Below are 22,371 nucleotides of genomic sequence, written 5' to 3'. Positions count from 1 at the left end.
TGGTATCTCTGTAAAAGAGAAACCCTCTGCCACACGCTTGTAGTGTCAAACTTCTATGTCTGCGATGGAGTCTCGTATCCAGGTGGGCCGATAGGGGAAGCGCTCCACCTGCTCCCGTGAGGTGACGCCACTGAGGACGAGAATAGTACGCAGCCCGCTTTCTATGCCTGCAACGATATCTGTATCCATCCGATCCCCGATCATGACGGAGCTTTCTGAATGAGCGTTGAGGGTGCGCAGGGCAGTACGCATCATGAGTGGATTGGGTTTGCCGATGTAGTAGGGTTTGACGCCGGTTGCCGCACTGATCAACGCGGCAACGGAACCGGTCGCGGGGACGATACCGCCTTCTCCTGGCCCCATCACATCGGGGTTGGTAGCAATAAAACGCGCGCCGTTTGTAATCAAGCGAATAGCGCGTGTAATGCGTTGGAAACTATAGGTTGTGGTTTCACCAAGAACCACATATTCCGGGTCTCGATCAGTCAATACATAGCCGATGTCATGCAAAGCAGTTGTCAGCCCGGATTCTCCAATGACAAACGCTCGTCCTCCTGGACGTTGTGAGTGGAGAAATTGTGCGGTTGCCAGAGCAGAGGTGAAAATAGCATTGTCGGGGACTTCCAGGCCCAGGAAAGATAAACGTACCTGTAAGTCGCGCGGTGTATATTCTGAATTATTTGTGAGAATGAGAAAGGGGATCTCCTGCTCTCTCAAGCGCTGGATAAACTCGGCAGCACCGGGAATGAGGGCCGGTCCTCGGACAATTACCCCATCCATATCCGTCAAATAATTCTTGATGCCGTCCATTCTTTTCCTCTAAGTAGATAGAAATTACAGTATGCCAAAATGGTATCACTGATAGGGTGGACTGACAAGTATGCTTATTGCGTAGGTTGTGGACCAGAGCTTGTTAGCGTTAGCGCTGTTGAACAAGGAATGCTGTTTCTTCCTGGATCTGTGTATGATCGTGTTGATCATAAGTTGTTTGTGCGTGTGCGACTTCTGGCAGATGTGCATAGGCCCAGTCAGTGAGCACATGGATTGGTTCGACCAGCGTTTGTCCCAGTGGGGTGAGAGAATACTCAACGACTGGAGGCACAACAGGATAGACGACGCGCTGTACCAGGCCATTGCGTTCCAGCGCCCGCAACGTCTGCGTCAGCATTTTCTTCGAGATACCATCGATCCGCTTGAGCAATTGCCCAAAACGCATCGTATCTTCCTCCAATGCATAGATGACCAGAGGCGTCCATTGATCAGCGATCAAGCGTAGCACCTGTCGTGACAGGCAGTTCGCCTGAAAAATATCAGGTGATGTTTGCTGTGTAGTTTCCATATGGAAACTCTATCACTTTTTCGTGCCTTCTTACAAGATATCAGGTCTTAATTTTAAAGCAGGAAGATGTGATAGAATGGAAAGGAAAGGAAGCAGAATGAGCACATTGCGTCATCTCGAAACAAACGATTATTACCCCGTTCTTCATGTCGTCAATGAGTGGTGGGGAGGACGCCCGGTGGCAGGAATCCTACTGAGAGTCTTTTTTGAGCATTTTCGCTCAACCAGCTTTGTTATAGAGCAAGACGGAGCTATACAGGGCTTTCTGATTGGATTTCGTTCTCAAACCAATCCTGTCCACGCCTACATTCATGCTGTCGGGATTGATCCTCGTAACCGAGGGCAGGGAATGGGCCGTCATTTGTATGAGCATTTTTTTACGGTGGTCAGTCGGTTGGGATGCAGTGAGGTCTTCTCCATCACCTCTCCAGTCAACAAGGGATCGATTGCATTCCATACGCAGATGGGTTTTGAGATCCTTCCTGGAGATGCGGAAATAGATGGGATCGCTGTCACCTCTAATTATGATGGACGAGGCGGCGCTCGCGTGTTGTTTCGGCGACATTTAGCAAGTGAAACCAAAGAGGATGAAGTATTATAACTTTTGCTGGACTTTCGCATGTTCTCATTGCTTTCTCCTCCTCGATACAGACAATCTCAACTTTTTATTGATAAGTGATTACTTGTGTCGCTAACTCTTCATTTCCTCACCTTTTTACTGCCCACATTCTCATAGCTTGGGTTGGTTTTTCCGGTTCTGTTTAATTGAGGATTCATTTTAGCTATGTATAATTTACGGGGGAGAACAGCTCAATCGGTCTGCGTTTCACCATTTGCAAATATGAGAAGCTGTTTCTATATTAAGATGAATTCACTAATGATAGAACAACTTGTCGGTCAATCGCTCGATACCTATCGGATTGAGCGATTGATGGGGCATAGCAAAATGAATGCTGTGTATTTGGCCCGTCACTCACGTCAGCAACATATGGTGATGCTCACTGTCTTTCTTCTACCAGATGAATATTCGCTACAAGCTTGTAAACGCTTCAGAGAGCGTTTTGTTCAAGTGGCTTCAACATTAAAAAAACTGAATCACCCATGCATTCTTCCAGTGTACGACTTTGGTGAGCAAGGGGACTATCCCTACATTGTTACCCCTCTGATCACCACTACAGGTTCACTTGCTGGACTACTCAAGCAACAGTCACGTTTGACACCCGCTCACACCTTGAAAATTCTACGGCAAGTAGCGGCGGGATTTGACTATGCACATAGCCATAACGTCTTGCATAGATCATTGAAGAGTGCGAATATTTTATTGGACGATGAACAGAGAGTTCTGATTGCAGGCTTCGGGCAGGCAAATATTCTGGAATTGCGCGGTGTTGACGAGATTCAACATCCGTATATGCATTTGTTGAGTATAGCCCGGACGTTTCTCGGCGCTCCCGAATATATTGCTCCTGAAGTTGTGCAAGGGATGCTTTTTGATGCTCGGGCTGATATTTATGCTCTGGGTGCGCTGCTCTTTGAAATGCTCACTGGCAAGCCTCCTTTTTCTGGCATAGGTTCGTTGACTACTGCGTTGCAACATGTAGATCGCCCTGTGCCTTCGCTGCTGACTACATGTCCTGATTTGCCTTTTACCCTGGATCTTGTAGTGCAACGGGCGCTCCAGCGTGATCCAACTCAGCGCTATCAGTCTGCTGAAGAACTGGTCAAAGCCTTTGAGCGTGTACTCACTATGATCGATGTTGCTCAGGCGTCCGTCTTCCAGACAGTATCGCGTGGAGGTTCCAAGCCATCTGTACCGTTCCCTACTTTGCCGCCCGGGTACGATTGGTTTGATGAAGAGGTATTCAGCGCTCAACGATTGGAGGAAGTGGCGACTGATGCTGATAGGAAGACGATTAGCGACTGGCAAATGGAACAGTTCGATGTCGCTGATTTGATGCCTGTCCATGAGACGTTGACTACGTCCCAGCCTTTATTACAGTCTCAAGAACGAATGGAGGGGCGTTCCGACCTGGAGCAGTTGGATTCACTCGAAGAGATGAGTGTTGATCCTTTTATCTGGTGGTCTACAGCTTCGCTGACGGAGATCCAGCCTCCTGCCACTAATCGGCAGAACCCTGTCATGCCTTCTCTGAACAATACCCATATACCAGGCGATGCAGCCTCTCCCACGTTGGAGTCGTCGCCTCTGCGAGAATGGCCACAGCGTAACAAGGGCAGACCGCCGACTGATAAGGGGCGGCGGCGTACTATGGCATTGCTAGCAACTACCGGAGTTGCGTTTTTTGGTGTGCTTGGCGTAGATGGTATGATGCTGGCACAGAGGCTACAAGATGTGAAAGCACAGATAGGGACCAGCACTAATAGCCAGGTTAATGTAGCAATGCCTCATCCTAGCCCGACGCCGACAGAGCCGCCCAGTCCGACACCAACGCCAACGTCTCAGCCCAGCCCGACACCAGTAGAGCAACCCACTCCAGCACCGACAGAGCCGCCCAGCCCGACGCCTGCGTCAATGGAACAGTCCGGCCCACTCCCGGCACCGACAGAGCCACCCAGCCAGGTGCCAACGCCGACGGCCCAGCCAAGTCCGACGGCACAACCCAGCCCGACGCCAAGTCCAACCGTACAACCTAGCCCAACACCGACACCAACGGTGCAACCTAGTCCGACGCCAACGATGCAACCTAGCCCAACGCCGACTCCAGGGCATACTGGCACAGCAGTCGGTTCAACGAATCAGGGAAATAACACATCCCAAACGTTCACAAATCCTACAGATGGAAAGAAGAGTTTGCTGATACACCTGTCCAATGGCAATTTTGTTGCGTTTGAGTCGGCCTGCACACACGAGGGCGCAACCTGTAATTATGATTCCAGTTCGCAAAAGATTGTTTGCCCCAGGCATAATGCGCTCTTTGATCCAAATAACGGTGCAGCCGTGTTGCAAGGACCACCAAAAAGACCGCTTGTATCAGTGGCTGTAAAGGTTAATGGCGATGGTACAGTAACTGTTGGCTAAACTATATAATTTTGCTATTGCTTGACGAAGGCGACAAGACGACAAAAAGCAGCTTCACCTCCACTGAATTTCCAGGGGAAGCAACCAATCCATACGCGCTGATCCAGCACATCATCGATCATGCCACCTGCATTTTCGACGTGGAAGACGCCGTGAGGGAACATATCATAGTGCATAAGTTGTAAATCCTCTTCGGGCCAGATCTCCTCAAGAGGCTTCCCCAACTTCTGAGCGCATTTCGCGGCAAGATCAGGGCGCACTTTACGAATGACTGTATTCATCGGATGATCCATTGAACCAGCGTCTATGGCAAACCAGGAGATCTTGCGCTCCAGTACCCAGTTGACAAACTCACGAGTCGGACCAGGATGTTTGATAAAGTAGCGTGTTTCATCCGGTTGCGATTCCCCATACCAGTTACTTGGATAATATTTGTGATAGCCAGTATGTACGACCACGATATCGCCGGGCTGGATATGTAGACCTGTCTTGCGTTCCCACTCCTCAAAATGTGCCGAGGTATAAATATCGTAATCTCCAATGCCCAGAGCCTCAAGGTCCACAACTACTCCAGGGCCAACCAGTTTATCCAGAGGGATGCTGCCGATATCCTGACCATTGGTAATGAAATGCAAAGGTGCATCAAGATGTGTACCCACATGAAGCGTTGAGGCGATATGTTGTCCACCCACTTTGTCGAAGGCGACACGCTTAATCCACTTGATCGTCGGTCCCTCATAGGTTGCGAAACCCGGGGTATGCATATCCCAATTTTGCGACAGGTCGATCACACGCATGCTACTGAGATCCATCATTTCCATCAAGTTTCCTCTCCTTACGCCGATCTAGTTATTGCAAGCACGATGAAGATGCTGTTTCTATTATATCTTTTTTTGGAAAAGACGCAGTTAAGCGATAACACATTTTATTGTTGAGATAGATATATAGCTGGGAAAATTTTGTGAAAAACTCTATACAATATTTTCAGTTGATGGTAAAATGCACGTCTCGTTATGTATAGTGCAGGATAAACACAGCTATGGAAGGAAGGTCATCCTTTGCTTTATCCAGCGCCACTTGCAACAACAGCAGCCGCGTTGCACAACGGTACGCTCAATATGAGCAGTTACATTGATGAACTATGCGATCGTATTGATCAGATGAATCCGCTGCTAGAGGCTCTCTTACCTGAAGAGGATCGACGCGCCCGTTTGCAAAATGATGCACAGGCATTGCAGGCTCGTTATCCTGATCCTGTGAGCCGTCCGCCTCTCTATGGCATCCCTATAGGCGTCAAAGATACCTTTCGCGTTGATGGCTTTTCTACTCAGGCGGGATCGCAACTTCCTCCAAATTTGTTTGCAGGCACCGAGGCTGAGTGTGTTTCTCTGCTGCGTGCCGCAGGCGCGCTCATTCTTGGGAAAACCGCCACGACCGAATTTGCGTATTTTGAACCAGGGCCGACGCGCAATCCACATCATCTTGAGCACACCCCTGGCGGATCAAGCAGTGGATCGGTGGCGGCTGTGGCTGCGGGCCTCTGTCCTCTCTCGCTTGGTACACAGGTGATTGGATCAACTATTCGTCCAGCCGCCTATTGTGGCATTTTTGGCTTCAAACCAACCTATGGGCGTATCCCCACCTCTGGCCTGATACGCTGTGCGGATTCAGTCGAACATGTTGGCTATTTTACACAGGATCTTCCAGGCATTGAGCTTGTTGCGTCATTGCTGTGTAGCAACTGGCGGTCGGCTCCATCTGACAGACAACCAATACTGGGAGTACCCGATGGTCCATATCTCGCACAGGCATCGGAGGAGGCTCTGGTTGCCTTTGAGCGTCAACTTTCCCTTTTACAACAGGGTGGCTACAGCATCAAGAGGATAGCGGCGTTGCAGGATATCGAGGAGATCAACCGCCGTCACACGCGTATGGTCTTTGCTGAGATGGCGCAGGTACACGCAGCCTGGTTTGCCCAATATGAGAGCCTCTATCGTCCACGAACGGCAGCTGCGCTACGCGAAGGACAGAGCGTGGGTGATGAAGAGTGGGCACAGGCACGTGAGGGGCGCATCACGCTACGAAGCTCATTAGAAGAGCAGATGGCTCAGACTGGTATTGATATGTGGGTCAGTCCTGCGACGACAGAACCCGCTCCTGAAGGATTGCATTCTACCGGGAGTCCGATCATGAATCTGCCCTGGACCTATACGGGCATGCCTGCCATTACGCTTCCTGCCGGGCATGCTGCCAATGGTCTGCCTCTTGGTTTGCAGTGTGTGAGCGCAACTATGACCGATGAATATTTGTTGCAATGGGTTGCACCGATAGCTGATCTGCTCGCAAGTCAATTCAAAAGAGCAGGATAAAAGGAGAGAGGACGATGAAACCGCCACGTTTTCTCTATAGTGCGCCGCGCACACTGGATGAGGTACTCTCTCTGCTGGAAGAGTATGGTCCTGACACAAAGATATTGGCGGGTGGTCAAAGCCTGCTGCCACTGTTGAATATGCGTCTGGCCGGGCCAACATATTTACTTGATATTAACGCTATCGGGTCGCTGGATTATATAGAAGCAAGGGATGACTACCTGGCTATTGGAGCTATGACGCGTCAGCGCCAGGTAGAGCGTTCTAGTCTGATACAACTGAGGTATCCGCTGCTTGTGGAGGCGGTGCGGCATATCGGCCATATGCAGATTCGTAATCGTGGCACGATTGGTGGGAGTATCGCTCACGCTGATCCTGCGGCGGAACTACCTGCCTTGCTGATCTGTCTTGGTGGTGAGGTTGTTGCTCGTAGCAATATGGGTGAGCGTATCATCAAAGCCGAAGAGTTTTTTACTGGTTATCTTTCCACAGTCCTGGAGCCTCATGAACTGCTCACAGAAGTTCGTTTGCCCTGGCTCCCTCCTCAAGCTGGTTGGGCCTTTCTGGAGTTTGCACGTCGCTCCGGTGACTATGCCCTCGCCGGGGCCGCAGCCATACTTACGTCCTCAGAGGATGATCGTTGTGCAACAGCGCATATTGGCTATCTTGGCATCTCTGGCGCTCCTGTACGCGCATCCGCTGTCGAGAACATTCTCATTAATGCCTGGTTTGACCATGAAACGCTCGACGCTGCCGCTGATACGGCTGCATATCTGGTCAGCGACGAACTTGCGGATGTGCATGCAACACCAGCATATCGTCGAGCGCTGACTGTTGAGCTAACAAAGCGTATTCTACAAACAGCATGGCAAAGACGCAATCAGCAATAAAAGGTGGATAGGTATGAGTGAGCAGGTCTTTTATGAGGTTCGTACGATAGCAATAACTGTTAATGGTCAACAGTACAAACGAGAAGTGCCAGTACGTTTGTTGCTTTCAGATTTTCTCCGCCACGAACTGCATCTCACGGGAACGCATGTTGGTTGTGAGCATGGCGTTTGTGGATGTTGTACTGTCCTGTTAGATGGTGAAGCTGTGCGCTCCTGTCTCATGTTGGCAGTCCAGGTTGATGGAAAAGCGGTAACGACAATTGAAGGACTGGCTGGAGATGATGAGCCATTGCATCCCATTCAACGCGCATTTCAAGAAAAACACGGTCTGCAATGCGGGTTTTGCACTCCTGGTATCATTCTGTCCGTCCATGCACTCTTGCGAGAAACCCCTGAACTGACGGAAGAAGAGATTCGTCATGGTCTCTCTGGTAATCTTTGCCGCTGCACTGGCTACCAGAATATCGTAGAGGCGGTCAAACTCGCAGCCTCGTATTTACACGAACAGGAGGCAGGTGGATAATGACAACACGCTGGTTTGGCGCTCCCGTGCAGCGCAACGAAGATCCTCGTCTTCTGCGAGGGCAGGGAATGTATGTCGATGATATCGATCTGCCCGGCATGCTCCACGCGGCTGTTTTACGCAGCCCTTATGCTCGGGCGAGCATAAAGCACATCGATGTCAGTGCTGCCCTTACCCTCTCAGGTGTTCACCTCGTACTCACGGCTGCTGATCTGGGTGATGTTCTGGAACCATCGCCGCTGCTGATCCCTCATCAAGCCTTGACTCAGCCGCGCACACAGCTCCCCTTAGCCCGCGATGAAGTGCGCTATGTTGGTGAGGCGGTGGTGTTCGTTGTAGCGGAGAGTCGTTATATCGCTGAAGATGCGCTCGAATTGATCGATGTTGAATACGAGCCGCTACCCGTTGTCCATAATCTGGAGGTTGCCTCAGCACCAGATACCTGTCTGGTACATGCAGATGTTGAGGGCAATATCGCAGCTCATCTTGCGCAAGTCGTAGGAAATCCTGATGAGGTCTTTGCCAGCGCTCCTCACGTTCAACGCGAAAGGCTGACAATGGAACGGGCGGCTGCGATGCCGATGGAATGTCGAGGCGTGGTGGCCCGTTGGGATGTATATGAGAAGATGCTGACTTGCTGGATCTCGACACAGGCACCTATTCCGATTCGTAATGGGCTAGCCGCTATCTTTCATTTGCCAGAGCATAAGGTGCGTGTGGTCGCTCCTGATGTTGGGGGAGGCTTTGGAACGAAGATCATGCTGTTCTATCCTGAAGAGATCCTCACGCCTTTTGCATCGCTCCGATTGGGCAAACCTGTGAAGTGGATCGAGGATAGACGTGAGAATTTTATCTCTGCAAACCAGGAACGTGGTCAGGTTCACGATGTCGAATATGCTTTTGATGATCAGGGCGTATTGCTCGCAGTGCGCGATATCTTCCTCCACGATACAGGCGCTTACACTCCCTATGGCATTATTGTTCCTATTATTACTGCCTGCTCGTTGCCGGGACCGTATCGACTCAGGCATTACTACAGCGAGTTCACCGTCCTCTATACTAATAAAGTGCCTGTCAGCCCCTATCGTGGTGCGGGGCGACCACATGCTGTTTTTGTGATGGAGCGCATCATGGATCGGATTGCCCAGAAGCTTGCTCTGGATCGATTGGAGGTACGTTCTCGCAACTTTATTCAGCCCGATGAGTTTCCCTGGGACGTCGGTTTGACCTACCAGGATGGCGGCCCAACGACGTACGACAGCGGCAATTATCAGGCCGGGCTTGATAAGCTCAAGGTTATGTTGGATTATGATACGTTTCCGACAAAACAGGCAGAGGCAAGAAAGCAGGGTCGCTATCTTGGTATCGGCGTTGGCTATTACGTCGAAGGAACCGCTATTGGACCCTATGAGGGCGCGCATGTGCGCGTGGAACCCGATGGACGCGTCTATGCCTCAACAGGGGTCACGACACAGGGGCAATCTCATCAGACAGTCTTTGCACAGATTGTGGCGGATCAACTCGGTATCAAGCCAGAGGATGTGATAGTGACAACTGGCGACTCTCAGGCGTTCAACTGGGGTGCCGGAACATTTGCCAGTCGTGCCGGGACGGTTGCCGGTTCCGCTATGCACTTAGCTGCGGCAAAGGTGCGCGAAAAAACCAAACTGCTTGCCGCCGATGTGTTTGAGGCTGCTCCCGCTGATATTGAGCTTGCAGATGGCAAGGTCTACGTCAAAGATGCTCCCCATCGTAGCCTGACGCTCGGCCAGATGGCGATCAAAGCGAATCCTCTGCGCTATGCCTATGGTGAGAATGCTCGTAAACTAGCAGCGATGAACCTCGCCGATGCACGTCCAGGTCCGGCATTACCAGCGGAGCGAGGAGGCCCGGGGCTGGAGGCGGAAGGATTTTACAGCCCCCCACATGGCAGCTTTGCCAGCGGAGTTCACGGAGCAATCCTTGAAGTTGATCCTACAACGGGTATGGTCTCATTTCTAAAATATGCGGCGGTGCATGATTGTGGACGGCTCATCAATCCGATGGTGGTTGAAGGGCAGATACACGGCGGGATAGCGCAGGGCATTGGTGGAGCCTTCTTTGAGCGGCTCGTTTTCGATGAAGAGGGACAGCCACTCAATGCCTCGTTTATGGATTATCTAATCCCAACTGCGGCGGAGATTCCGGCTCTCGCCATCGATCACATCGAGACTCCTTCGCCGCTCAGCCCTCTTGGTGTCAAGGGAGCGGGAGAGGCAGGCGTTATTCCAGTCGCAGCGCTTTTTGCATCGGCTGTCGAGGATGCCCTTGCGCCATCTGGCCTGCGCATCCGTGAGATGCCACTGCATCCATGCAAACTCTATGAAATGCTGCAAGAGGTCCAATCACTGGAAAGGGCAGTATCTCAGCAAATTCAACCTGATGATAAGTAACAAGACTCCATGAAATTTTACTCATATCCTGACATTTTTTGTCCATAATATGCTGATATACTTATGAAGCATATTATAGTTCATAGGCTGTTTTGATTTGTAGATGTTTCTCAAGCAGCTCATAGTCTGGATGGAAGTTCTATCGATGAGAACACCATTGAATTGATACGTACAGGATCACAGAGGTCTTTTCCAAATGGGCAACCGGCAACATATGGTTCACAACCAGTTTCTGAGTCTGAGTGGATTTTGCTTTTTTTAGAGCGATTTCTAAATCGAGCGGATAGACTTGCCATCACGGCCTCTCAATGTGCCATAATGCAAGGATGAAAGAACCTGCACTATTGTATCTCATAGTAGGGCTTCCAGGGGCTGGCAAGACCACAAAAGCCAGGCAATTAGAAGTGGAAGCCTCTGCCTTGCGGTTGACCCCTGATGAGTGGATGAAGTCGTTATTTGGAAGAAACGATCCGGCAACACGAGATATCCTGGAAGGTCGTCTGATCTGGATAGCTCTGCGTGCTCTTCAGCTTCATACCAATGTCATCCTGGATTTCGGATTTTGGAGCAAAGACGAACGATCATCTCTGAGATGGATCGCCAAGCAAATAGGAGCGAAAAGCCAGGTGATTTATTTGCCTATTGACCCAGAAACGCAACGGAAGCGCGTCCAAAACCGCTTTGCAGAGACGCCGGACCAGACATGGCTGATGAGCGAAGAAGAACTGACGAAATGGCGTGTGTTCTTTCACGAAAACGAACCGGATGAAGCCGAGCTGAATGATACCATTCTAGAAGATGCCCCTCCTGGATATGAGTCCTGGTCTACCTGGGCGGCCTCGCGTTGGCCGTCGTTCCCCAATGAATATGCATAAGCATGTGGAATGCTACCATGCAAAGCGAGTGAAAGGCTTCGACCATCCCAGAAGGAATAGTCACAACTCCACTCACGTTTCTAAACTGGAACGCTGCCGCGCCCGAAACGCCGCAACGCTTTCCCGGTGCGCGCACGCCAGAGAGCAATAGCGTTTGCGTGTGTTCTTTGAGGTATCAATGAAAGCGGAACGACAGGATTCGCTCGCACAAATGCCAAAGCGGTCCGCTCCATAATCACAAAGCACCACAACCAGCCCCATCAAGGCTGTAACAGCGAGCCAATGAGCAACCCCGTCTGCGACCGACTCAAAATGTAGATGGAGAGGGCCATGATGCCAGCTAATGCGCGGTGTGGCCCCATAGAGTCGCAATTGTTCATTAAGCAGCGCGGCGATGCCCTGTTGATCTGATGCCGCTCGCTCAAACACGGTCCGTAGAGGTCCGCGCACCGCTCGAACTTGGGCAACATCATCCTCTGTAATCTGCCATCTGTGGACGGCTTCATGATAGAGATTTGTCACGGCTTGCGTGTCTACCTGGGCTTCTTGCGCGCTCATCGTAACCACTTCCTCGTGTGCTGTCAGGAAGCTCAACAGATCCTCTTTCGTTGTCAGGGCATCATGATTCGTCACTGGATGCAAGGTATTGACCAGATCAACCGCAAAGCGGACAGAAAGCGATGTGTAATTAGTAAAATCCACTTGACATGTCACCTCTTTCCTCGTTATGATTGTTACATGTAAAATCATTTTAGCATATCACATAGCTATGTGAAAGTCTGGCGAACACACGTCTTCTTGTTCACAGAGCGAGATCGGAGAAAACATGACCATTTCACCCATAGCAAGGACAGCACTTGGCGATCTGCTTGGTGTGCATCATGCTGGGGGACTCCAGTTTCGTGGAGTCCCATATGCCGAACCACCTCTCGGGGAACGGCGTTTTGCACCGCCGTATCCCCTCTCAGCCTGGACGGGTCTGCGCGACGCGAGCCAGCATGGACCAATTCCCCCTCAACCACCTTCGCGCCTGCGCAACGTGATGGGAGATCTCACTCGTCCGCAAAGCGAAGATTGTCTGATGTTGACTATTTCGACACCAGCCCTTGATACCAGATCTCGCCCCGTCCTTGTCTGGTTGCATGGCGGGGGCTACCTCAGTGGAGCAGGATCACTGGATTGGTATGACGGCACACGCCTTTCCCGTGAAGGCGATATGGTGGTTGTGGGGGTCAATTATCGCTTAGGCCCGCTCGGTTTTCTCTATCAACCAGAGATCAGCGACGGGAAATCTGGTCTGCTTGATGTGATCGCGGCGCTCCAATGGGTTCAGCAACACATTCGCAGCTTTGGTGGAGATCCCAATCGTGTGACCGTTGCCGGACAATCTGCTGGGGCGCATATGATCATGTGCCTGCTCGCATGGCCCGACACGCGCAATCTGTTCCAACGAGCCATTCTTCAGAGTGCTCCTGCTGGCCTTCCCCCTTTCTCTGAAGCGGCTGCACTGGAGTATGGGAACCGCTTTCTGGATCTGTTACAGATTGAGCGTGGACAGACGGAAGAGGTTGCTGTTCGGCTGAAAGCCGAAACTCCCACGCGCCTGATCGAAGCTATGGGCGAACTTGCCCGTCGTACGACACACTTTGCTCAGATTGCCCCGCCTTTCATGCCTGTGATCGATGAAATCTCAGCACCAGAGCGCTTTCTCGAAGCTGCTGCGGCTGGGGCTGGTGTGGCTGGTATCGATCTGATCATTGGCACGACCAGAGAGGAAGCCCATGCGTTCTTCTCTAGTGGAGTTGATGAAACACTCATTGCCGAACGCTTTGCCGCACTTGCAGGAAGCACCAATGCTCTGGAACACTATCGATACCGGCGGCCTGGTGCCTCATTAACGGCATTGTTGAGCGATCTGGTAACGGATACAACCTTTCTTTTCCCATCGTTGCGATTCGCCGAGGCCGCCTCCGGTGCCGGTGCTCGCTCCTTTGTCTACCAGTTCGATTGGTCGCCGCCCACATCACCTCTTCAGGCATGTCATTGTCTGGAACTGCCATTTGTTTTTGGCAATCTCGACGACTGGCATGACGCGCCTATGTTACAGGGAACAGACCCAGACATGTTCGCGGCTCTTTCGGGGGCGGTTCGTGCCGCCTGGATACGCTTTGTACAAAAAGGTGATCCGTCGGCATCCGTTCCCTGGCCCTTTTATAAAGCGGATGGGAGACAGACCATGCGCTGGGCTTCGCATCTCGGTCCAGTTGGCGATCCGGCGGGCATTTCCTGGCGTGTTTAAGCAGTGTCATTTAGCCATGATAGTTCTTATCGCAGAGAAACATACTTCTATTAGCATGTGTTGTTCTACTTTGCGGAAGTAGAACTATTAGAAAGGACAAGATAATGAATGGCGATGTTGATATCCTGCATCATATTGGATTGATTGTTACCGAGATGGATGCAACAATTGCCCGGTATGAACAACTTGGCTTTCAGTTTACTCCCCTTTCATTCCCGAAGGTTCCACTTCGCCCGGGGGCTGAACCAGAAGAGCTTGGAGTTGCCAACCGGTGTGCGATCTTCCAGAACAATTATCTGGAGGTGCTGGCTGTTGTTAGGAGAAAGCGCTGGGACGCGATTCCGAGAGAGCAACGCGGTCCCTATGATCTGGACGGGCCGCTCACTCGCTATGAGGGACTGCATGTTATGCATTTTGGGGCAGACAATCTTGATGTTGTCGCGGCTCGCCTCGATAGGGAGGGCATTTCTCATTCTGCCATTGTGCCTTTCCAGCGTTTGGTGGCGACAGAGGAAGGACCGAGGATGATGCAAGCCAGAACGCTTCATTTCCCGCAAGATGACAACCCTGAAGCCCTTCTTCAGATAGCTCAGCATCTCACCCCGGAGTTGGTGTTGCAACCACGCTACATGCAGCATCGCAATGGTGCGAAGGCTGTGACCGAATGCATTGTATGTACGACGGAGCCGGGCGAGATTGCAGCAAAGTATGTTCGCTATACCGGGGGACATCTTAGCGAACCGCATGATGGTACGTCCGTGATCCACCTGGGCCACTCGCGCGTTCTTGTTCTTGCCCCTGAGCATCTAGAAAAGATTGTTCCTGGCTATGTCCCACCTGTGTTGCCTTCTCTGGTTGGTTTTACTGTTGCGGTGGCTCATCTGGACACGACGCGCTCAGTGTTGATGGAAAATCAGGTTCCTTTTCAGGATGAAGGTTCGCGCCTCATCGTTCATCCCGAAGATGCCTGTGGCAGTGCTGTCCTTTTTGAGCAGGAAGATGCCACCAGACAGATTAGATAAGCGGCTATGGCTCTTGCCTCGTTGTTGCCTCCTTGACAAACATATGATCGTCTATTATACTCTCGATAGATGATCGGAATAATGATTGGTGAATGGATTACTAATACCTATGGGGATTAAGCAACGCAGAGAGCGGGAACGGCAAGAAATCCGGCAAGAGATTCGGCAAAGCATGCTTGCAGCAGCGCGAGCGATTGCTGCGGAGGAAGGCTGGCAGGCGGTCACAACCCGCAAAGTGGCCGAGCGTGTTGAGTGTAGCCAGCCGACTATTTATGGGTACTTTGAGAGCAAGGAGGCGATTCTCCTTGCTCTGTTGCGCCAGGGCTACGAGCAATTGGTGGTGGTGATGCGGGAAGCCTTTGCTTCAACAGATGATCCAGAGGAGCGCTTACTCGCCATGACAGACGCCTATTGGGATTTTGCCTTCCGCTCTCCTGAGTTGTATCAGGTGATGCATGGTTTAGCCGGGGTTTCCTTTGGCAAGTATGGACATCCTGAGACGCCCGTTGAGATCAAACAAAGTTTCAGCTTAGCGCGTGAGGCTATGGTGCAATGGGTCGAAGCAAGAGGCGTCGAGCGCGCTGATCTCACTGATCTGGTAGAAGCTCGCCGAGGTCTGATACATGGGCTGATTACTCTTGCCATGTCGCGTCGTATCGCCGGGGGGCCAGAGCGCGTTAAACCCCTTTTGCGAGAGACGATGAAGGATCTTCTCTTTGCCTGGAGCCATCGTTCACCTGAATAATCACGTATTTTTCATCTCATGCACTCGGAGATATGAGACATCGCATGTCTCGTTCTATGCAAAAGGAGGAACCTATGTATATTTCCAAAGAGGGTGAGCTGATCACGTTGATTAACGTCTTTGATACGACTCCTGAGCAGCAGCAGGCGCTTATCAATCTGTGGATTCGTTTCACCGAAGAGGTAAGGGATGAGCCTGGCTATGTTGGAACCGCATTGCACAAAAGCACAGATGGGACGCGTGTCATTAACTATGCCCACTGGCGATCTCAGGCGGACTTCGATGCCTTCCTCAAGAGGCATGGAGCAGATTTTGCGCAGTTCGGTCAGTATGCCTCAAATATTGACCCCCATATCTACGATGTTGTTTATCTCGACGAGCCTGCAAGGAATGAATGATCGTGCATGAAAGCCGCGTGCTTTTCACCATACCATTTGTTGCTCTTGTGATAAGAATGTGGGGGAGCGCTTTCGCGAAGCGCTCCCCCCTATTGATTATTAGGCGTTCAGAAAGCCGTTCAGAGCAATAGTTGGCTCGAAGGTAGTGGAGCCCCAGGCTCCCATCGTATAGTCGGTGAAGGGTGAGTAGACTTCAGGTTCCCAGTAGAAAACGCCGAGGCCGCCGATACTCTTCATGCCAGTAATGTAGGATTCGAGATCCGTTTCCGTGCGAGAGGCGCGATTCTCCTGGCCACCAAACTCGACCTGCATCACTGGTTTGCCGTACGTAGATTTGTAGGTGTTGATATTAGAGATGATAGTAGAGATCGTAGAACTCCCGCTTCCATAAGAAGAGAAGGCCGAGATATCCCAATTGCCACCGTTAGCGGTATAGGCATTGAAGAAAGCCTCGATTGAACTTGAGTTCTGAGGCTGTGCCAGATGGATTAGTACTGGCGTAGAAGGAAATACCTCCTTGACCATCGCGTAGGCCGCATTGAGCAGACCGGTCATCTGGGCAGGATTCGAGATACTGCCGATTGGATGACAGATGCCAGAGTTGGTCTCATTGCCGATCTGAACCCAAGCAGGGGTAACACCATTGTATTTGAGGACATTGCAGGAATGGTAGACATAATTGTACATGGCAGTGAGCATCTGGCTGTAGGTCATGCTGGCCCATGCAGCAGGAGGATTTTGTTTACCCACCGAGTTCCAGGTGTCGCCAAAGTGGAAATCGATATCGACAGGCAGGCCCGCGTTTTTACAGCGTACTGCCATTGCCGCTGTTTCATCTATACTACAATGCCCATTGACTGGATCAGTGGAGGGGTTGACCCAGGTGCGCAGGCGGATAGCGTTGATGCCATACCCTTTGAGGATCGTCAGGATATCCTCTTTGACTCCACTGCTATTGAGCCAGTAGTAGCCAGCGGCCTCCATCTGAGGAACCCAACTAATATCGGCACCTTTATAGAAGGTCGCGGCTTCGGCTGTTGCGGGGAAAGTGGCGAGGGCGTTGCCAAAAGTGATAGCGCTGGCTCCTATGCTGGCAGCTTTCAGGAACGTTCTGCGGTTAATGGTATGCTGCTTCAAGTTGATTTCATCAGCCATGGTGAGAGAGTCCTTTCTGAGTGTCTGGGAGCATTACCTGTTGGTTCTCCCTTCCAGCACAACAATAGTTGTTGGTGCCTGTTCGTTCCTCATGAACGACGCAGGAGCATGGATCAGTATAGGAGGGTTGGGTCAGATAATAATCAACGAGCCGATTATAGTGCTACATACCTGTGTGGATCGGTCATGCTGTTATCTTCACCCCAAGGGTAGTAATCCTTAGTTTAGCGCTAAACCTATACATAAGTGTAATGAGTTTAGCGCTAAATGTCAATGGGTAGCACGGGCCAACTTTTCCATCTTCTTTCAGGATCTATCAATCTGTGGACTTGGAGGCAATTGCATCTGGATTGAAGCCTTTGACGATAAGCCATACTGCTAAAGTCATTTCATATGTGGCCACTGGTAGTGCGAGAATAATCCCCCACAAGGATATTTGCAGGATGATACCGAACATTTCTAACAAGGCGGCAAGAAGAACAAGTGTTGCTCCGGTCAGGCCCATGATTGCTATCCAGCGGGGAACGAGCCTTGATCTATAGAGCAAATAGCTATACATTGTTGTATTGATGCCCAGCATGAAGTCGGGACCGATCTTGAAGGTCCAGTCATGTATTGCAAGGAGGAGAATACCTGAAGCTTGAAAAGCAGAAGCATTTGGAGCTGTTGCCACAAAGCTCTGACTGAGGGTCAAGAGGGAGAGGATAGAGATGAGGCCGATAGTAATGAGCACGGTTTCAAGAAGCCTGAAGCAAAGATACCCAAGAGCAATACTCTCATTGTACTTGCGTAAAAATGGAAACAACCCGACTGCGGTGCCAATCGCTGAGCAGACGACGAGTAACTCCATCAATGCTCCCAGGATTATTTGATCTTTATGCTCGGCTCCATGCCGAAGGTAATCGGGGCCACCCAGAATGGGGCTATAGAAAATGAGACCGAGTATTGCTGTTACCGCTGCAAGGATAAAGAGTACTCCAACGATGGTCGCAGTTTGCCGGGCAGCATGTACGTGTTTGTCACCTTCCATGCTTGTGGTCTGTGTGGTGATATTCATGTGTTTGTCTCCTTTTTGAATAATTGTCATATAGTCAGAGTTTGACATTTCATGTTCATGACCCAAATCAAGAATATTTGTGTGCGTTCTTTTCTTTAAAAGATACAAGCTTATGTGGTGAGAAGACATCACCACTTGTAGTGATTGATGTGGTGATATGTTTATCGAGAGGTTGTGATGGAGAGAAAAAGCCCAGCATATGGCTCAATAAACCAGGGAAAGGTTTGTTGGAGGTGTGTTTTTTAGAACAAATTGAGTTCCTCTGCTCGCCGGATCGCTGCCCGTCGATTGTTTACTCCAAGCTTGTTATAAATGTTTTTGGTGTGGGTTCGTATAGTGTTCAAGGATACGATGAGTTTGTCGGCAATTTCCGGGCCGTTCAAGTCGGTTCTGAGTAGCCGAAGCACTTCAAACTCACGTTCGCTCAGTGGCTCGATTAAATCCTGTTTGATGAGTGTGCTGTTTTCGGTCGCACCCGAGGCTCTTAGAAGTTGACGAACATAGTTGGTGGCGAACCCGCGTTTGGCCGCCTCTTCCAGCAGAGCTATTATGGGTGCGCCTTCGTCCACAAACATTCGGATGTAGCCCTCCGGTTTTGCCTGCTGCAAAGCCTGTTGCAGCGCCATGAGAGCAGTAGAAATGTTGCCTTGCATCTGGTAGGCGAGCGCTTGAAGTACCAGGATTTCGATGATGCTTCCCACTCTCTTACCATATTGCGCTGCTTTCAGAAGACGCTCCAGAAGTCCTATTGCCTCAAGAATGGAGTGATTTGCTCGGTCGCTTTTATAGCGGGCCAGGAGGAGCCTGACCAGGGTGATATGCTCGAACTCGCGCAGGTAACTCAGGTTGTCTGAAACTTCCAGACCTTGCTCACGCGCCCAACTGAGGGCTTTGCCTAATCTACCTTGCGTGATCCACACCCGGGCCACGAGCGCTGCTACAGGTCGTACATTAGGGAAGAAGTCTCTTCTATACAGGTGCTCTGCCTTGTGGAATAGGTCGAGAGCACCTTCCAGATCTCCTTGAGCTTCCTTGATTCGTGCCATAGCAACACACCAACGATACTGATTTGGCGGTAATCTCGTGCGCTCACCCAGCTCTTTGCTTTTTAGGAGAAGTTGCATGGCGGTGTGCAGATCGTTCTGCTCACTGTGTAGCTCGCTCATTCCTACATACAGGTCTGCCGTTCCCCGCAGTCCAGATTCGCCCAGCTCCTGCAAAGCACGCTCGTATGTGTGCATTGCCTCATGGAGACGGCCTTGCGCAACTCTAATATCGGCCAGAGCGAGTGTGCCGCTGATAGCGTCAGAGAGGTTCCCCGCCATCTGTACGCTTGCTATGCCATTGGCAAACGTCTGGTGCGCTGCCTCTAGATCTCCATCCGTCCAGAATGCAAGTCCCAGAAGTGCCGTTGCCGCACCGCGTCCAAGATGATCTTCCTCTGGTAAGAGATCAAGCACTCGCCGAGCGTATTTTATGGTATTGGGGATATCGCCCGAAGCCTGGGCATGTGCGGCACGGTAAACGGCAATGAAAACTGGGAGACGGCGAAATCCCTCTTTGTCTACGATGACCATCTCAGTAGATGGTGGTCGCTCACTTGCGTCTGCTGTCGTATCCAGCCAGCGTTCGGCGTCTTGCAGTCGGGCATGTGCGGCCTCTAACTCTCCACTTGCCAGTAACGCCCAGGCATATCCAACGCAGAGCACGGGCCTGAAGTGAATCTGTTTGTCGGGCAGCGCCTTGAGCCAGTCAAGAAACGTGGCCTCCTGTCTATTCCTTTGCATTGCGGGCAGCTCCAATTCCATCAGAGCAGCCGCTCGCTCGAAATCCTCGGCGACCAGCGCGTGATGGATCGCATCTGCCGCTGAGCCATTCTGCTCGTACCACTTGCTCGCGCGCTGATGGAGTGTTGCTACTTGATCGGGCTGTTCTGCTATCAGATGTGCGGAGAGAACTTCAGCAAAGAGGTGGTGATAGCGATACCATTGGCGTTTGTCGTCGAGCGGAACGACAAAGAAGTTACCTCGCTCCAGAGCCTCCAACTGCTCGTTGCCTTTCTCCAGACCGGTAACGGCATCGCAGAGCGGGCCATTGAGTCGTTCGAGAATGGCGGTCTGGAGTAAAAAGTGGCGGACAGATTCGGGTTGGTGCCGCAAGACCTCTTCGACCAGATAGTCTACGATGTAGCGGTGGTCTCCTGTGAATGCCCGAATGAACTCGGAAACATCCTGATGGCCCTGCATGGAAAGCGCGGCTAGTTGCAGACCGACTATCCAGCCTTCGGTGCGCTCTGCGAGCTGAGCGATCTCTGTTGCTGAGAGGCTGAAACCTGTTCCCTGGCTGAGAAAAGCGGCGACTTCGGCAGTGGTAAATCGCAAATCGGCGCTGCGCAATTCGGTCAATTGTCCCCCAGCTCGTAACCTGGCCAGAGGTAGACGAGGATCTTCGCGGGTGGTAATGACCAGATGCATTTGTGGCGGCAAGTGTTCGATGAGATATGTGAGGGCACTGTCAACTGGTCTGGCATCAATGATGTGGTAGTCGTCAAGGACGAGGACGAACTGGCCTTGGATGATGGCGATCTCATTGAGCAGGGAGGTTAGCATCACTTCGGTTGGCGGGGGCTGGCTTGATTGGAGCGCATTCAATACCCCTTCTCCAAGAGCGGCGGCAAGTGTCTGTAACGCGGCGATGAGGTACGTCAGAAAGCGTACAGGGTCGTTCTCGCCCTGTTCTAGTGACAGCCAGGCCACTGGTCGAGTGCCTTCGGCAAGCCATTCACTCACTAGCGTCGTTTTGCCAAAGCCAGCCGGAGCGGAGATGAGCGTCAGTTTACGGTGCTGCCCCTTATTCAGCCGTTCAATCAGGCGAGGGCGGCTGACAGCGTTCGGTCGAGGCTGTGGGATATACAGTTTCGTGGCTAAAATTGGCGTCACTTGCCTTCTCCTCAATAATCAGGCGAGTCTCTCATCTGCGAGCTGATTCGGCAATAGAAGCAGAGGTTGTGGCCTGAGCAGACTTTCTTGTGATGATCTGGTTGGTATATTGATCACCCCATGTGAGCATCGCTAGCAAGATTGGCTTCAGCGTCTTGCCAAAGTCCGTCAAAGAATATTCAACTCTGGGCGGAATTTCTTTATATATTTCGCGATGCACAATGCCGTCTTCCTCTAACTCACGTAGTTGCAGCGTTAACATTCTTTGCGTAATTGTGGGAAGTTCACGCTTTAATTCACTAAAGCGCCTGGGCTGTTCCAACAATTTGTAGAGGATGACTCCTTTCCATTTACCACCAATGACATCAAGAGTTGCTTCTACAGGACAGCCATACTGGTATACTTCGTTGCGCATCAGATTTTCCTCCACGAGTACCTTTTTTGATACTATAACACATAATTGTGCCTACTTTTCGTCTGAGCATTACTCATTTATACTGCTACTACTATCAACAATGCAAGAGAGGGAGTTGATCGAGATGATTTTGAACGATACAGTACGGCAAGCGTTGACTGAGGGCCATCTTGCTCATCTTGTGACCTTGAACAAGGATGGCAGCCCTCAAATTTCTGTCGTTTGGGTCGCTCTGGATGGCGATGAAATTGTTTGTGCTCACTTCAATTTCTATCAAAAATTGAAGAATATTCAGCGTGACGCCCGGGTCGCACTCTCAATGGCAACAGGTGGAAAAACGAATGGTCTGGATAATTATCTTGTGATCAATGGTCGTGCCAGAATTACTGAGGGCGGTGCCCCCGAATTGTTGAACCAGCTAGCCCAGATATACATTGCCCCAGGTACAACATACGCTCCCGATGGAGCGCCAGCAGGGTATATCACGCGCATTACCGTCGAACATATTCACGGACACGGTCCCTGGAGCGAGTGATAGAGGCTTGTCTGTGTTTCTCTGACATCTGAAATACTATGGTGCGGTAGAAGTATCGAACTTGTACTTGCTCATAGATGATTTTTTGATGGGAAGATGTAGTGTCTATAGAAGTAGCCGTTATATCTCCTCATCAAGAAAATATCTAAAGCTATTCTTCATTTTCTCGTACACGAGGCCGGAATATAGTAGGGAATTCCTGGTGATTCTGAATGGCCTGTAGCGTGAACCTTACCTCCTGGTTAGTTTCTCCAAGAAACGACGTGAATAATTTCCAAAATCTGATGTCGTTAAAACAGGCTTGACTTAGAGCGCTCTAAGTATTTTATACTAGTGGC

Annotated in this window: 20 protein-coding genes; 12 read left to right on the top strand and 8 right to left on the bottom strand. The window is 50.9% G+C overall.

All coding sequences use genetic code 11. The features are described 5' to 3' along the window. Positions 1-45: 45 nt before the first annotated feature. A complete protein-coding gene (locus K3T83_RS03710) occupies positions 46-810 on the bottom strand; it encodes an HAD-IIA family hydrolase (protein WP_220201630.1) in 765 nt (254 codons plus the stop codon). Between the two features lie 109 nt (positions 811-919). Continuing rightward, positions 920-1,339 (bottom strand): winged helix-turn-helix transcriptional regulator, encoded by a 420-nt coding sequence (locus K3T83_RS03705; RefSeq protein ID WP_220201629.1) that lies wholly within the window; start codon positions 1,337-1,339, stop codon positions 920-922. 97 nt (positions 1,340-1,436) lie between these two features. On the opposite strand from K3T83_RS03705, the gene K3T83_RS03700 reads away from it, so the two are divergent. Both K3T83_RS03700 and K3T83_RS03695 read left to right on the top strand, forming a co-directional pair. Continuing rightward, positions 1,437-1,940 (top strand): GNAT family N-acetyltransferase, encoded by a 504-nt coding sequence (locus tag K3T83_RS03700; protein WP_220201628.1) that lies wholly within the window; start codon positions 1,437-1,439, stop codon positions 1,938-1,940. A gap of 276 nt (positions 1,941-2,216) precedes the next feature. Beyond that, positions 2,217-4,379 carry a protein kinase domain-containing protein gene (locus tag K3T83_RS03695; protein WP_220201627.1) on the top strand — a complete coding sequence of 721 codons (2,163 nt, stop codon included), beginning with the start codon at positions 2,217-2,219 and terminating at the stop codon, positions 4,377-4,379. 14 nt (positions 4,380-4,393) lie between these two features. Here K3T83_RS03695 and K3T83_RS03690 read toward each other — a convergent pair whose 3' ends face one another. Then, positions 4,394-5,200, bottom strand: a complete 807-nt coding sequence (locus K3T83_RS03690) for a cyclase family protein (protein ID WP_220201626.1) — start codon at positions 5,198-5,200, stop codon at positions 4,394-4,396. Between the two features lie 237 nt (positions 5,201-5,437). On the opposite strand from K3T83_RS03690, the gene K3T83_RS03685 reads away from it, so the two are divergent. The 5 genes from K3T83_RS03685 (at position 5,438) to K3T83_RS03665 (ending at position 11,468) form a co-directional block, all read left to right on the top strand. Beyond that, complete coding sequence (locus K3T83_RS03685; protein WP_236064808.1) at positions 5,438-6,748, top strand: amidase; 1,311 nt, start codon at positions 5,438-5,440, stop codon at positions 6,746-6,748. A 14-nt stretch (positions 6,749-6,762) separates the two neighbouring features. After that, positions 6,763-7,638, top strand: coding sequence for an FAD binding domain-containing protein (locus K3T83_RS03680; protein ID WP_220201625.1), 876 nt, complete (start codon positions 6,763-6,765; stop codon positions 7,636-7,638). Positions 7,639-7,651: 13 nt separating this feature from the next. Then, positions 7,652-8,161 carry a (2Fe-2S)-binding protein gene (locus K3T83_RS03675; RefSeq protein WP_220201624.1) on the top strand — a complete coding sequence of 170 codons (510 nt, stop codon included), beginning with the start codon at positions 7,652-7,654 and terminating at the stop codon, positions 8,159-8,161. Next, positions 8,161-10,593 carry an aerobic carbon-monoxide dehydrogenase large subunit gene (gene cutA / locus K3T83_RS03670; protein ID WP_220201623.1) on the top strand — a complete coding sequence of 811 codons (2,433 nt, stop codon included), beginning with the start codon at positions 8,161-8,163 and terminating at the stop codon, positions 10,591-10,593. Before K3T83_RS03675 ends, cutA begins: the two co-directional genes overlap by 1 nt. Before the next feature lie 308 nt (positions 10,594-10,901). Next, the gene (locus K3T83_RS03665) at positions 10,902-11,468 is read left to right on the top strand and encodes a P-loop nucleotide/nucleoside kinase family protein (RefSeq protein ID WP_220201622.1); all 567 of its coding nucleotides are present in this window, start codon (positions 10,902-10,904) and stop codon (positions 11,466-11,468) included. Positions 11,469-11,540: 72 nt separating this feature from the next. Here the strand turns inward: K3T83_RS03665 and K3T83_RS03660 are convergent, their stop codons facing one another. Then, positions 11,541-12,182: a CGNR zinc finger domain-containing protein gene (locus tag K3T83_RS03660; protein ID WP_220201621.1), complete on the bottom strand. Its 642-nt coding sequence runs from the start codon at positions 12,180-12,182 to the stop codon at positions 11,541-11,543. 112 nt (positions 12,183-12,294) lie between these two features. Here K3T83_RS03660 and K3T83_RS03655 point away from each other — a divergent pair, with 112 nt between their 5' ends. The 4 genes from K3T83_RS03655 to K3T83_RS03640 all read left to right on the top strand — a co-directional run bounded on the left by K3T83_RS03655 (position 12,295) and on the right by K3T83_RS03640 (position 15,932). Beyond that, positions 12,295-13,767 carry a carboxylesterase/lipase family protein gene (locus tag K3T83_RS03655; RefSeq protein ID WP_220201620.1) on the top strand — a complete coding sequence of 491 codons (1,473 nt, stop codon included), beginning with the start codon at positions 12,295-12,297 and terminating at the stop codon, positions 13,765-13,767. A gap of 104 nt (positions 13,768-13,871) precedes the next feature. Further along, entirely contained in the window at positions 13,872-14,789 is a 918-nt protein-coding gene (locus K3T83_RS03650) for a VOC family protein (protein WP_220201619.1), read from the top strand. A gap of 109 nt (positions 14,790-14,898) precedes the next feature. Continuing rightward, positions 14,899-15,534 carry a TetR/AcrR family transcriptional regulator gene (locus K3T83_RS03645; protein ID WP_220201618.1) on the top strand — a complete coding sequence of 212 codons (636 nt, stop codon included), beginning with the start codon at positions 14,899-14,901 and terminating at the stop codon, positions 15,532-15,534. A 74-nt stretch (positions 15,535-15,608) separates the two neighbouring features. Further along, complete coding sequence (locus tag K3T83_RS03640) at positions 15,609-15,932, top strand: antibiotic biosynthesis monooxygenase family protein (RefSeq protein ID WP_220201617.1); 324 nt, start codon at positions 15,609-15,611, stop codon at positions 15,930-15,932. A gap of 99 nt (positions 15,933-16,031) precedes the next feature. Here the strand turns inward: K3T83_RS03640 and K3T83_RS03635 are convergent, their stop codons facing one another. The 4 genes from K3T83_RS03635 to K3T83_RS03620 all read right to left on the bottom strand — a co-directional run bounded on the left by K3T83_RS03635 (position 16,032) and on the right by K3T83_RS03620 (position 21,498). Further along, the gene (locus tag K3T83_RS03635; protein WP_220201616.1) at positions 16,032-17,087 is read right to left on the bottom strand and encodes a glycosyl hydrolase 53 family protein; all 1,056 of its coding nucleotides are present in this window, start codon (positions 17,085-17,087) and stop codon (positions 16,032-16,034) included. A 316-nt stretch (positions 17,088-17,403) separates the two neighbouring features. Next, entirely contained in the window at positions 17,404-18,144 is a 741-nt protein-coding gene (locus K3T83_RS03630) for a DUF4386 domain-containing protein (RefSeq protein WP_220201615.1), read from the bottom strand. Positions 18,145-18,386: 242 nt separating this feature from the next. Continuing rightward, positions 18,387-21,083 (bottom strand): winged helix-turn-helix domain-containing protein, encoded by a 2,697-nt coding sequence (locus tag K3T83_RS03625; RefSeq protein WP_220201614.1) that lies wholly within the window; start codon positions 21,081-21,083, stop codon positions 18,387-18,389. Positions 21,084-21,114: 31 nt separating this feature from the next. After that, complete coding sequence (locus tag K3T83_RS03620) at positions 21,115-21,498, bottom strand: winged helix-turn-helix transcriptional regulator (RefSeq protein WP_220201613.1); 384 nt, start codon at positions 21,496-21,498, stop codon at positions 21,115-21,117. Between the two features lie 124 nt (positions 21,499-21,622). Here K3T83_RS03620 and K3T83_RS03615 point away from each other — a divergent pair, with 124 nt between their 5' ends. After that, positions 21,623-22,033 carry a PPOX class F420-dependent oxidoreductase gene (locus K3T83_RS03615; protein ID WP_220201612.1) on the top strand — a complete coding sequence of 137 codons (411 nt, stop codon included), beginning with the start codon at positions 21,623-21,625 and terminating at the stop codon, positions 22,031-22,033. Positions 22,034-22,371: the final 338 nt, after the last annotated feature.

The organism is Reticulibacter mediterranei (assembly GCF_016587455.1).
This window is presented reverse-complemented; position numbering and strand designations above follow the sequence as displayed.